Annotated in this window: 10 protein-coding genes, 1 rRNA gene and 1 other annotated feature (1 of these 12 running past the window's edge); all 11 genes read left to right on the top strand. The window is 42.4% G+C overall.

Annotated features, from left to right (window positions below):
* Positions 1 to 73 (top strand): 5S ribosomal RNA (gene rrf, locus ACYP5M_RS25790); the annotation flags it as partial.
* 345 nt (positions 74 to 418) lie between these two features.
* Positions 419 to 880: a CtsR family transcriptional regulator gene (locus ACYP5M_RS25785; protein ID WP_101225855.1), complete on the top strand. Its 462-nt coding sequence runs from the start codon at positions 419 to 421 to the stop codon at positions 878 to 880.
* Between the two features lie 21 nt (positions 881 to 901).
* Positions 902 to 1,453 (top strand): UvrB/UvrC motif-containing protein, encoded by a 552-nt coding sequence (locus ACYP5M_RS25780; protein WP_459735695.1) that lies wholly within the window; start codon positions 902 to 904, stop codon positions 1,451 to 1,453.
* Complete coding sequence (locus ACYP5M_RS25775) at positions 1,450 to 2,526, top strand: protein arginine kinase (protein WP_101225857.1); 1,077 nt, start codon at positions 1,450 to 1,452, stop codon at positions 2,524 to 2,526. The genes ACYP5M_RS25780 and ACYP5M_RS25775 overlap by 4 nt, the downstream gene beginning before the upstream one ends.
* Before the next feature lie 129 nt (positions 2,527 to 2,655).
* On the top strand, positions 2,656 to 5,097 hold the full coding sequence (clpC, locus tag ACYP5M_RS25770) for an ATP-dependent protease ATP-binding subunit ClpC (protein ID WP_434168251.1): 2,442 nt from the start codon (positions 2,656 to 2,658) through the stop codon (positions 5,095 to 5,097).
* Positions 5,098 to 5,295: 198 nt separating this feature from the next.
* Positions 5,296 to 6,684, top strand: a complete 1,389-nt coding sequence (gene radA / locus ACYP5M_RS25765) for a DNA repair protein RadA (protein ID WP_101225859.1) — start codon at positions 5,296 to 5,298, stop codon at positions 6,682 to 6,684.
* A 2-nt stretch (positions 6,685 to 6,686) separates the two neighbouring features.
* Positions 6,687 to 7,760 carry a DNA integrity scanning diadenylate cyclase DisA gene (gene disA, locus ACYP5M_RS25760; RefSeq protein ID WP_063595517.1) on the top strand — a complete coding sequence of 358 codons (1,074 nt, stop codon included), beginning with the start codon at positions 6,687 to 6,689 and terminating at the stop codon, positions 7,758 to 7,760.
* Between the two features lie 221 nt (positions 7,761 to 7,981).
* Positions 7,982 to 9,079 carry a PIN domain-containing protein gene (locus ACYP5M_RS25755; protein WP_459735694.1) on the top strand — a complete coding sequence of 366 codons (1,098 nt, stop codon included), beginning with the start codon at positions 7,982 to 7,984 and terminating at the stop codon, positions 9,077 to 9,079.
* Positions 9,080 to 9,100: 21 nt separating this feature from the next.
* A complete protein-coding gene (ispD, locus tag ACYP5M_RS25750) occupies positions 9,101 to 9,790 on the top strand; it encodes a 2-C-methyl-D-erythritol 4-phosphate cytidylyltransferase (protein ID WP_101225861.1) in 690 nt (229 codons plus the stop codon).
* Positions 9,791 to 9,804: 14 nt separating this feature from the next.
* Positions 9,805 to 10,284 (top strand): 2-C-methyl-D-erythritol 2,4-cyclodiphosphate synthase, encoded by a 480-nt coding sequence (ispF, locus tag ACYP5M_RS25745; protein WP_101225862.1) that lies wholly within the window; start codon positions 9,805 to 9,807, stop codon positions 10,282 to 10,284.
* A gap of 90 nt (positions 10,285 to 10,374) precedes the next feature.
* A complete protein-coding gene (gene gltX, locus ACYP5M_RS25740; RefSeq protein WP_230178744.1) occupies positions 10,375 to 11,832 on the top strand; it encodes a glutamate--tRNA ligase in 1,458 nt (485 codons plus the stop codon).
* A 42-nt stretch (positions 11,833 to 11,874) separates the two neighbouring features.
* Positions 11,875 to 12,077 (top strand) — a binding site (T-box leader); it runs 46 nt beyond the window's last position.

Here is a 12,077-nt window from a genome sequence, read left to right as displayed (position 1 = left end):
ACACGGCAGTTAAGCTCTTCAGCGCCGATGGTAGTTGGGGGTTTCCCCCTGTGAGAGTAGGACGCCGCCAAGCCATTTATTAAGATCAGCCATCCGGCTGGTCTTTTTTGATGTTCGTAATAAAAAAAGTTTTTTATTTATGGGACAGCATGGACTGGCCGTATTTTTGGTGAGCTGAGAATTGGGCAGTATTAAAATTGTAAAACCTTAAGGAGAAAAAAAAATAGCAGGTTTTGCTTTTGTCTTTTTAGGGTATTTATGTAAGATATTTTAACTTTAATGTTCAATGGGGTATGTAACTACATATAATTTGGAGAAAATGGATATTACAGAAAGAAAGTGCGTTTAAGTTGCAAAATGCATTATTCCTTGTATAATAATAGTCAAATATAGTCAAAGTCAGAATGGAGGAGGCTGAGTGAGAAACATATCTGATGTTATCGAAACTTATTTGAAGCAAGTACTTGAAATAAGTCAAAAAGATATCTTGGAGATTAAAAGAAGTGAAATAGCAGATAAATTTCAGTGTGTTCCTTCTCAAATCAATTACGTAATCAATACCAGGTTTACCATCGAGAGAGGTTATGTTGTAGAGAGTAAGCGTGGGGGCGGAGGTTATATACGCATCATGAAGGTGGAATCACAGGATTCCGTGCAACTTATCAACCAATTATTATCGCTTATTGGTTCCAGGGTATCTCAATCGATGGCTGAAGGGGTAATTTCACGGCTGATGAACGAAGACGTCATTAATGAAAGAGAAGCAAAGATTATGATGAGCGTCATAGATAGATCGGTGATTTATATCGACCTACCTGACCGCGATGAACTTAGGGCAAGAATTTTAACTGCGATGCTTACGACTTTAAAATATAAATGAAACTGGCAGAGGTGATTAACGTTGATTTGCCAAGAATGTCATCAAAGGCCTGCTACCCTGCACTTCACCAAAATCATCAATGGAAAAAAGACTGAAGTCATGATTTGTGAGGTATGTGCTCAGGAAAAAGGCGAAATATTCATGGATGCAGGTGGACCTGGTTTTTCAATAAATAATTTATTAGCAGGATTGTTGAATATCGAGTCGAATATTCAACAGACGAAGGCAAATGCATTTCCTAAAACGGAAGAGAGGCGTTGCCCGCATTGTCATCGATCTTATAAAGAATTTGTCCATATTGGTAAGTTTGGCTGTGCCGAATGTTATAAAACGTTCAATGAACAGTTAAATCCCATTTTAAAGAGGGTTCATAGCGGCAATACAGCACATATAGGGAAAATTCCAAAAAGGATCGGTGGCACCATCTATCTTCGAAAGCAAATTTCAGATTTGAAAGAAGTTTTAAAGGCCCACATTGATCAAGAGGAATTCGAGAAAGCGGCAGAGGTAAGAGATAAGGTACGTTCCCTTGAAAAAAGGTATGAAGCCCAAGAGGGAGGCGAGGAATTATGAGCTTGGAAAAGTTTGTAGAAAACGCTTTGAGTTCCTGGATGAGTGCCGAAGGGCCGGAAATCGATATTGTATTGAGTTCGCGGATTCGGCTGGCCAGGAATTTCAAAGACTTTACCTTCCCAACCTCCTTTTCTAACGAAGAAGCTAAAAAAATCATTGAATTGGTCAAAAAAAGAATTGAAGAGGAAGTGACTCCAGAGATTGGGAAACTGGAACTTTTAGAGATTGACCAATTGCAGCCACTGGAAAAGCGCGTTCTCGTTGAAAAACATTTAATCAGTCCTCATTTAGTTGAAGATTCAGCGAAAAGCGCATGTCTCCTTTCGGAAAATGAAGAAATAAGTATCATGATAAATGAAGAGGATCACCTCCGTATTCAATGTTTAATGTCGGGATTGCAGCTGAAGGAAACCTTAAAGATTGCAAATGTTCTTGACGATTGGATTGAAGAATCCATAGACTATGCATATGATGAAGAAAGAGGATACCTAACAAGTTGTCCGACTAATGTGGGAACAGGATTAAGGGCTTCAGTCATGATGCATCTTCCCGGCCTGGTCCTTACACAGCAGATGAATAATATCATACCGGCTATCAACCAATTGGGGTTGGTGGTTCGAGGGATTTATGGAGAGGGCAGTCAAGCGTTAGGGAATATTTTTCAAATCTCAAATCAAATTACTCTTGGAAAGTCGGAAAGGGATATCGTTGAAGATCTAACAAGTGTAGTGCAACAAATCATAGCCCAGGAACGGTCAGCGAGGGATGCATTAGCGAGGACTTCCCACATACAATTAGAAGATAGAATTTTCCGTTCATATGGGATTTTGTCCAATGCTCGAATCATCGAGACCAAGGAAGCAGCTACCTGTATCTCCGATGTTAGGTTAGGGATAGATCTTGGGTATATAAAAAATATTTCCAAAAGCATTCTAAATGAGTTGATGATTTTGACGCAGTCGGGATTTTTACAAAAGTACGCAGGCGGCCCTTTAAGACCCCATGAAAGGGATATTCGAAGAGCAGCACTCATCCGGGAACGCTTGAATTTCACTGAATCTTCCTCCTCATAGAGGTCATAGACCTCTTTAGGGAGTATCAAATTTCATGTAATAGATATGGAGCAAGAATAAGCTTCTGCCATTACTTAGAGAATTGCCAGCAACTTTATTCAAAACGAAAATTCTAAGGAGGAATTCCCTATGATGTTTGGTCGTTTTACTGAAAGAGCCCAGAAAGTATTAGCATTAGCCCAAGAAGAGGCAATCCGTTTAGGTCATAATAATATTGGCACGGAACATATTTTACTGGGTCTTGTCCGAGAAGGCGATGGTATTGCAGCCAAGGCGTTATTTGCTCTTGGATTGGGTCCGGATAAGATTCAGAAAGAAGTGGAAAATTTAATTGGCCGTGGACAGGATACGGCTCAAACGATACATTATACCCCAAGAGCCAAGAAAGTCATTGAACTTTCCATGGATGAGGCAAGAAAATTAGGTCACTCATATGTTGGGACAGAGCATGTTCTTCTAGGTCTTATACGAGAAGGGGAAGGTGTAGCTGCCCGCGTATTGAATAATCTTGGAGTAAGTTTAAATAAAGCCAGACAACAAGTATTACAGCTTTTGGGCAGCAATGAATCAGGTGGTCATCAAGGTTCTGCCGCTTCAAATGCGAGTACACCGACACTGGATGGCCTAGCCCGTGATTTAACGGCGATTGCCAGGGAAGGAAGCCTGGATCCCGTTATCGGAAGAAGTAAGGAAATACAGCGTGTCATTGAGGTATTAAGCCGCCGTACAAAAAATAACCCAGTATTGATCGGTGAACCTGGGGTAGGTAAAACAGCCATTGCTGAAGGGCTTGCCCAACAGATCATCAATAATGAGGTACCTGAAATTTTACGCGATAAACGCGTAATGACACTTGATATGGGTACCGTTGTGGCTGGTACTAAATACCGTGGTGAATTTGAGGACCGGTTGAAGAAAGTTATGGATGAAATACGTCAGGCGGGTAATATCATCCTATTCATCGATGAATTGCATACATTGATTGGTGCAGGTGGTGCAGAAGGTGCCATCGATGCCTCCAATATCCTTAAACCATCATTGGCACGTGGTGAATTACAATGTATCGGTGCTACAACATTGGATGAATACCGTAAGTATATTGAAAAGGATGCTGCGCTTGAACGTCGTTTCCAGCCAATCCAAGTCGATGAGCCGACTATTGAGGAATCCATCCAAATTCTCAAGGGGCTGCGTGACCGTTATGAGGCACATCACCGCGTATCGATTACTGACGAAGCGATTGATGCCGCAGTCAAATTATCCGACCGTTATATTTCCGATCGCTTTTTACCGGATAAAGCGATTGACTTGATTGATGAAGCTGGCTCCAAGGTCAGGCTGCGCTCATACACAACGCCACCTAACTTAAAGGAACTTGAAGTGAAGCTAGACGATGTTCGCAAGGAAAAGGATGCTTCCGTTCAGAGTCAGGAATTTGAAAAAGCAGCTTCGCTTCGCGATACGGAACAACGCTTAAGAGAACAATTGGAAGAAACGAAAAAAACTTGGAAAGAAAAACAAGGGCAGGAGAACAGTGAAGTCACTGTGGATGACATTGCACATGTCGTGTCCAGCTGGACGGGAGTGCCAGTCACTAAACTGGCGCAAACAGAGTCAGACAAACTGCTTAATATGGAGTCGATCCTCCATGATCGTGTAATTGGGCAGGAAGAGGCCGTCATTGCGGTTTCTAAAGCAGTACGACGTGCCAGGGCAGGTTTGAAAGATCCTAAACGTCCAATTGGTTCATTCATCTTCTTGGGACCTACAGGGGTCGGTAAAACCGAGCTTGCACGTGCTTTGGCTGAATCAATTTTTGGTGATGAAGATGCCATGATCCGCATCGATATGTCCGAATATATGGAGAAACATTCAACTTCACGTCTTGTTGGATCCCCTCCAGGATATGTTGGATACGAAGAAGGCGGTCAGTTAACGGAAAAAGTGCGGAGGAAACCATACTCTGTCGTTCTGCTTGATGAAATAGAAAAGGCGCATCCGGATGTCTTCAATATCCTTCTTCAAGTATTGGAAGACGGAAGGCTGACAGATTCCAAGGGTCGTACTGTCGATTTCAGGAATACCATTCTGATCATGACATCGAATGTAGGTGCGTCGGCATTGAAGACCGATAAGTATGTCGGCTTTAACATCCAGGATACTGGCCAGGACTATAAAAATATGAAAGGGAAAGTGATGGAAGAACTCAAACGTGCATTCCGTCCGGAATTCCTGAATCGTATTGATGAAACCATCGTGTTCCACTCATTAGAGAAGGATCATTTGAAACAAATCGTTACATTAATGTCAAATCAGCTTACTACCCGTTTGAAAGAACAGGAGATATACTTGGAGCTGACAGATGCGGCTAGAGAAAAAATTGCAACCGAAGGTTTTGATCCGGAATATGGTGCACGTCCAATCCGCAGGGCACTTCAGAAGCATGTAGAAGATTATCTATCCGAAGAGTTGCTTAAAGGCAACGTGAAAAAAGGGCAAACGGTCGTAATGGATGTCGTGAATAATGAGTTTGCAATCCGGCAAGGCGAGCCTGTTAATGTAAGTGAATAACCTGATCCTAAACTTCGAGGTACACGCAGATTCTTTTGCAGTGTACCTCTGTTTTTTATCTATAGGTAGATATGAGTATAAACGGGACAAGCAGAGTGAATATTTTTTTAAAAAAACTTAGCCTTAAGAAGGTTTAAATAAAACAGAGATATAATATCCTTAATATAGATATTTTTTCCAAAGGAAGAGGAGTAATTTATGGCTGTAAAAAAGAAAACAAAATTTATGTGTCAGTCTTGTGGATATGAATCCGCGAAATGGATGGGGAAATGCCCAGGCTGCGGTGAATGGAACAAAATGGTCGAGGAAACCGAAATCGTTAAGCCTGCTAGAAAGGGCGCGTTTACCCATTCGGAGGTTAGAGGTTCCGGGGAACGGGAGAAGGCAGCACCCATAACGACCATTCAATCAGAAAAAGAACCACGGATTAAGACGGATTTAATGGAATTGAATCGTGCTCTTGGGGGCGGGATCGTACAGGGGTCACTTGTATTGATCGGAGGGGACCCGGGTATCGGCAAGTCCACCCTGCTTTTACAGGTATCATCCCAATTGGCGCATAAACAGAAAAAAGTGCTATATATATCAGGTGAGGAATCAGTCAAGCAGACCAAATTGAGAGCAGACCGGCTTGGGACCATGTCGGAACATCTATTCGTTTATGCTGAAACCGATATGGACTATATCCAACAGGCCATTACAGAGGTAAAACCGGATTTGGTCATTATTGACTCCATTCAAACGGTATATCATTCGGAGGTTACATCTGCCCCGGGAAGCGTTTCACAAGTGAGGGAATGCACAGCTTCACTCATGCGAATAGCCAAAACGAACGGGATCGCAATTTTTATCGTCGGTCACGTTACAAAGGAAGGGGCCATTGCGGGGCCGCGGCTGCTTGAGCACATGGTTGACACCGTTTTATATTTTGAAGGAGAAAGACACCATACATATCGAATTATACGTGCGGTCAAAAACCGCTTTGGTTCGACGAATGAGATGGGTATTTTTGAAATGAAAGAACATGGATTGGAAGAGGTAGCGAATCCATCGGAAATTTTCCTTGAAGAACGTTCGCAAGGAGCCTCGGGTTCCACAGTCGTCGCATCCATGGAGGGCACAAGGCCGGTGCTTGTCGAAATTCAAGCATTGATTTCACCTACGAGTTTTGGAAACCCAAGGCGAATGGCCACGGGAATTGACCACAATCGAGTTTCGCTTTTAATGGCTGTTTTGGAAAAGAGAGTGGGCTTGCTGCTCCAAAACCAGGATGCGTATTTAAAGGTTGCTGGTGGGGTCAAGCTTGATGAACCGGCAATTGACCTCGCTGTTGCAATAAGCATTGCATCAAGCTTCCGAGATAAACCAACAAACCCTGCCGATTGCATCATTGGTGAAGTGGGGCTGACTGGGGAAGTGAGAAGGGTGTCACGGATAGAACAAAGGGTGCAGGAAGCGGCGAAATTAGGGTTTGAGCGGGTTATCATACCGGCTAATAATATAGGGGGATGGACTGCGCCGAAAGGTATTAAGATCGTTGGTGTTTCATCGGTTTCGGAGGCTCTTAAACAATCGTTAGGGGGTTAAGTATGACAGATAAAAAAGGGTATGAGAAAACTAAATTGGAAATTCTGCAAATTGTAGCACCGGGTACCCCGCTTCGTGAGGGTATTGAAAATGTCCTGAGGGCAAATACAGGTGGTTTGATAGTGGTCGGATATAACGAGAAGGTGCGAACGATCGTGGATGGCGGCTTCGAAATCAACTGCAGCTGTACCCCCAGCACATTATATGAGTTGGCGAAGATGGACGGGGCCATCATTTTAAATGAAACGGCCGATAAGATTATTTTCGCAAATGCCCAATTAGTGCCGGACAATAGCACACCTTCCACTGAAACGGGAATGCGGCATAGGACAGCGGAACGTGTGGCAAGGGAGACCAAGTCGTTGGTCATCGCAATCTCACAACGTCGGAATGTCATCACTTTATATCAGGGCAATTTCCGGTATGCCCTTAAAGATATAGGAGTCATACTTGCTAAGGCTAATTTGGCCATCCAGACCCTGGAAAAATACAAGGTGGTCCTGCAGCAGAGCATATCGGTTTTAGGAGCGCTCGAGTTTGAGGAAATCGTGACCTATGCCGACCTTTTGCAGGTATTTCACCGTTATGTAATGGTGCTCAGAATCAAGGCGGAGCTACTAACGTACCTTAATGAGCTTGGTACGGAAGGAAGATTGATCCGTTTGCAAATGAATGAAATCCTGGCAGATATTGAAACGGAAGGAAAATGGCTTATCAAGGATTATACCTCCAGTAATGATGAAAATCCCGAGGAAATCATTTTTAGGCTTCAAGAGTTGGCCATGCAGGAAAAACTGGATGAAAGCATTCTTCTGAAGGTGCTGGGCTATCATGGATACATACATCTTGATGAGTCAGTACATCCCCGTGGTTACCGTATTCTTCATAAAATCCCACGCCTGCCGGGTTTGATCATCGAAAATTTAGTAAAACAGTTCGGAAGCTTTAGTGAAGTCAATAAAGCTACGGTTGAAAACCTTGACGATGTGGAGGGTATAGGCGAAGTCCGCGCCAATAAAATCAAAGAAGGACTCCGCATTTTAAAAAATCAGCTGGTCACAAATAGAAGGATGTAAGGAGCAGCTGGCCTTTTAACATTCACCTGAACCAGCTTGAAATTGGTTGGTGTTTATTTTTGACACTCAAAACTCAGGGTGCTAGGCTAATATTACGAAAAAGAGAAGAAGTCGTATTTGTAAATCCAACTTAAGTGAATTTAACGTATATAATGAAAACGAATTTTCGAAGGTTTCATTTTATTTTATTGGTCAATAATGAGTAGAGGGAGGTGAAAGGGATGTTAAAACGCATTATACAAGCATGCTTCTTAATAGTCGGCGGAACACTTGGTATGTTACTAATTCCTGAATTATTAATTGTTTTACATGCAGACGATATTGCTTTATTAAACAATCCTTATGTAAGTGTACTGTTGGGTGCCATTATCTTTTATCTTATAACTTTTTGGGCAGTAGATCATGTGATCTATTTTATGAAGTGGCTGGAGGAACAGCTTGTTAAGATACCGATTACGGATATAATCTTTGGCAGCGTCGGCCTTTTAGTGGGACTGCTTGCGGCGTTCTTGGTTGGCTCCGCCTTCAGTGCCATCAAGGTTCCTATTTTAAATACAGTGGTACCTATCATCCTTACGCTTTTATTTGGTTATCTTGGTTTTCAGGTGGGCTTTAAAAAACGTGATGAGCTATTGAGTTTATTCATGAAAAGCAATAAGAAAAAGAATACTGATGGTGAAGCGAACGAAGAGGATGAAGAGAGGTATAGCAAGCGACTTAAGATTCTCGATACTAGCGTCATCATTGATGGTAGAATTGCGGATATCTGTCAGACGGGCTTTCTGGAGGGTACCATAGTCATTCCTCAATTCGTTTTAAACGAACTGCAGCACATTGCCGATTCATCTGATGCATTGAAAAGGAATCGCGGAAGACGCGGTTTGGATATCTTGAATCGAATTCAAAAAGACCTGCCGATTAAAGTGGAGATGTACGAGGGTGATTTTGAAGACATTCAGGAAGTGGACAGTAAACTGGTGAAGCTTGCCAAAATATCGGGCGGAATGGTCGTTACCAATGATTTCAATTTAAACAAAGTATGCGAGTTTCAAAACGTGGCGGTCCTTAATATCAATGACCTGGCCAATGCCGTTAAACCTGTTGTACTTCCTGGGGAAGAGATGAATGTTCAAGTCATCAAGGATGGGAAAGAGCAGAACCAGGGCATCGCTTATTTGGATGACGGTACCATGATCGTAGTCGAGGGTGGCCGTGATCATATCGGGAAACGAATCGATGTACTTGTCACAAGTGTATTGCAGACCTCTGCAGGCCGGATGATATTCGCTAAACCGAAACTATTAGAAAAAGCATTATAAAGAAGAGTAGGAGAAACCGTTATGTTTTATGAAGTAGTGATACCTGCAGCTGGACAAGGCAAAAGAATGAAGGCGGGCAAGAATAAACTTTTTATTGAACTATCGGGTATCCCGATCATTGTTTATACACTGCGTGTCTTCGAAGAAGATCCTGACTGTCGGGGGATTATCCTTTCGATAAACCCGGCAGAAAAGGATTATTTCAATCAATTGATAGCAGCGTATGGGCTTAAAAAGGTCAAGAAACTGGTCATGGGTGGCAAGGAGCGCCAACAAAGCGTGTATAATGGACTGCAACATGCAGAAGAAGACATCATCTTGGTCCATGACGGTGCCCGCCCTTTTATCAATCTTGGGCAAATCAGTGAATTGACTGCTGCCGCCTCCCTGCATGGAGGTGCCGTAATTGCAGTGCCCGTTAAGGATACGATTAAAAAAGCGGCAAACAAAGAGGTAGTGGAAACAGTGGAACGATCAAGCTTGTGGGCGGTGCAAACTCCACAAGCTTTTCGTGTATCCATATTAAAAAGTGCGTATGAACAGGCAGAAGCTGAAGCGTTTTTAGGGACGGATGATGCAAGTTTGCTAGAGCGGATCAATGAACAGGTAGTTATTATTGAGGGCAATTATGATAATATTAAAATTACGACTCAGGAAGACCTTTATTTTGCAGAAGCGATTTTACATAAACAACAACATGGAAAAAGATGATTGGGGAGAATGATATGTTTAGAATAGGACAAGGATATGACGTTCATCAGCTTGTAGAGGGCAGACCTTTGATTATTGGCGGGATTACGATTCCGTATGAGAAAGGTTTGCTAGGGCATTCTGATGCGGATGTCCTTCTGCATACTGTTGCTGATGCCTGCTTGGGTGCAATTGGTGCAGGGGATATCGGTAAGCATTTTCCGGATACCGATCCTGAATTTAAAGATGCCGATTCGGCAAAACTGCTGCAGTATATTTGGGCAATTGTAAAAAAAGAAGGATATTCCCTGGGCAATGCGGACTGTACAATCATTGCACAAAGCCCGAAAATGGCACCGTATATTGAGGAGATGCGAGGCAGGATTGCTGAACTTTTAGATACGTCGATAGACAGAATTAATGTAAAGGCGACCACTACCGAGAAACTTGGATTTACAGGCAGGAGCGAAGGAATCGCGGCACAGGCTGTAGTCTTATTGGTTAAATCAAACTAAATTCATTTTTAGGGTGGATGCCTTTATCCCAATGTATTTAAATGATAATATATACAATAGAATAGAACGACTGGGAGGTCTATATATATCATGAGCAGTGATATTCGAGTTCGCTATGCACCGAGTCCGACTGGACATTTACATATTGGTAATGCACGGACTGCTTTATTTAATTATTTATATGCACGAAATAAAGGCGGGAAATTCATCATTCGTATTGAAGATACCGACCAAAAGAGAAATATTGAAGGCGGAGAGGATAGTCAGCTTAAATATTTAAAATGGCTTGGTATGGATTGGGATGAAGGTGTTGATGTTGGCGGTGAATACGGGCCATATCGTCAATCCGAAAGGAACGACCTTTATCAGGAATTGTATCAAGAGCTTTTAGATAAGGGTTTGGCATATAAATGCTATTGTACGGAAGAAGAGCTTGAAGCAGAGCGTGAAGGACAGGTCGAACGCAATGAAACGCCAAAATATTCAGGGAAGTGCAAGCATTTAACTGAGGAAGAGCAAGCGGAGCTATTGGCTCAAGGAAGAAAACCGAGCATTCGCTTTGCCGTTCCGGCTGGGAAGGTCCTTACTTTCAAAGATATGGTCAAGGATGAGGTTTCGTTTGAAACAGATGGCTTTGGTGATTTTGTTATCGTTAAAAAAGATGGCATTCCAACCTATAACTTTGCAGTGGCCGTCGATGATCATTTGATGAAGATTTCCCATGTCCTTCGCGGTGATGATCATATCTCCAATACTCCAAAACAATTGATGATTTATGAAGCTTTCGGCTGGGAACCGCCGGTATTCGGACATATGACGCTGATTGTAAACGAAAGCAGGAAGAAACTGAGTAAACGTGATGAGTCGATCATTCAATTCATTGAGCAATATGAAGAGCTTGGTTATGTACCTGAAGCGTTATTCAATTTCATTACATTACTAGGGTGGTCTCCGGTCGGGGAGGAAGAGATTTTCACGAAGGAAGAATTCATTAATATTTTCGATGCTGACCGTCTTTCTAAGTCACCTGCACTTTTCGATAAACAAAAGCTTACATGGATGAATAACCAATATGTTAAGCAATTGGACCTCAATCGTGCAGTGGAATTGTCAATGCCTCACTTAATTAAAGCCGGGAAGGTTTCAGAGACACTGACCGCCGAAGAAGAAGAGTGGGTACATGGGCTAGTTTCCCTTTTTCAAGAGCAGATGAGCTATGGAGCGGAAATAGTCGAGCTATCTGAACTGTTTTTCAAGGATGAGGTCGTGTTCGAGGAAGAAGCTAAGGAAGTGCTGGCTGAAGAACAGGTACCGGAAGTCATGAAAGCTTTCCTTCAGGAGATTGAAGGGCTTGAAGAATTTAACGCGGATGAAATCAAGAAGTCGATTAAAGCCGTACAAAAAGGCACAGGTCATAAAGGGAAAAAATTATTCATGCCGATTAGGGCTGCCGTCACGGGTCAAACACATGGTCCTGACTTGCCTAAGGCGATTTCATTACTGGGCAAGGAAAAAATTAAACAGCGTATTCAGAGTATTTTATATTAACAATTTGTCGAAAATGTAATATAGTATTTAATAATCTTACAAAAGAACGCGTAGATGGGGAGAAGTAAGTAAACGAAGCTTTTTAGAGAGAACCATAACCTGCTGAAAGTGGTTCAAGCCTCTCGTTTTCTGAAATGCACCCTTGAGTCCTTTGCTGAACTAACTTATAGTAGGCACAGGCGGAATTTCCTCCGTTACAGGGATTAAAGTTGGGGATGAAAAAACAGGAAAAAGCTTTATCTGGT

The sequence above is a fragment of the Peribacillus sp. N1 genome, from assembly GCF_054600815.1.
This window is presented reverse-complemented; position numbering and strand designations above follow the sequence as displayed.

What these genes read in the sequence shown, in the direction of transcription:
- ACYP5M_RS25755 (WP_459735694.1), top strand. Translation starts at nt 7,982, where the DNA reads ATGTTAAAACGCATTATACAAGCATGCTTCTTAATAGTCGGCGGAACA.
- ispD (WP_101225861.1), top strand. Translation starts at nt 9,101, where the DNA reads ATGTTTTATGAAGTAGTGATACCTGCAGCTGGACAAGGCAAAAGAATG.
- disA (WP_063595517.1), top strand. Translation starts at nt 6,687, where the DNA reads ATGACAGATAAAAAAGGGTATGAGAAAACTAAATTGGAAATTCTGCAA.
- radA (WP_101225859.1), top strand. Translation starts at nt 5,296, where the DNA reads ATGGCTGTAAAAAAGAAAACAAAATTTATGTGTCAGTCTTGTGGATAT.
- ACYP5M_RS25775 (WP_101225857.1), top strand. Translation starts at nt 1,450, where the DNA reads ATGAGCTTGGAAAAGTTTGTAGAAAACGCTTTGAGTTCCTGGATGAGT.
- clpC (WP_434168251.1), top strand. Translation starts at nt 2,656, where the DNA reads ATGATGTTTGGTCGTTTTACTGAAAGAGCCCAGAAAGTATTAGCATTA.
- gltX (WP_230178744.1), top strand. Translation starts at nt 10,375, where the DNA reads ATGAGCAGTGATATTCGAGTTCGCTATGCACCGAGTCCGACTGGACAT.
- ispF (WP_101225862.1), top strand. Translation starts at nt 9,805, where the DNA reads ATGTTTAGAATAGGACAAGGATATGACGTTCATCAGCTTGTAGAGGGC.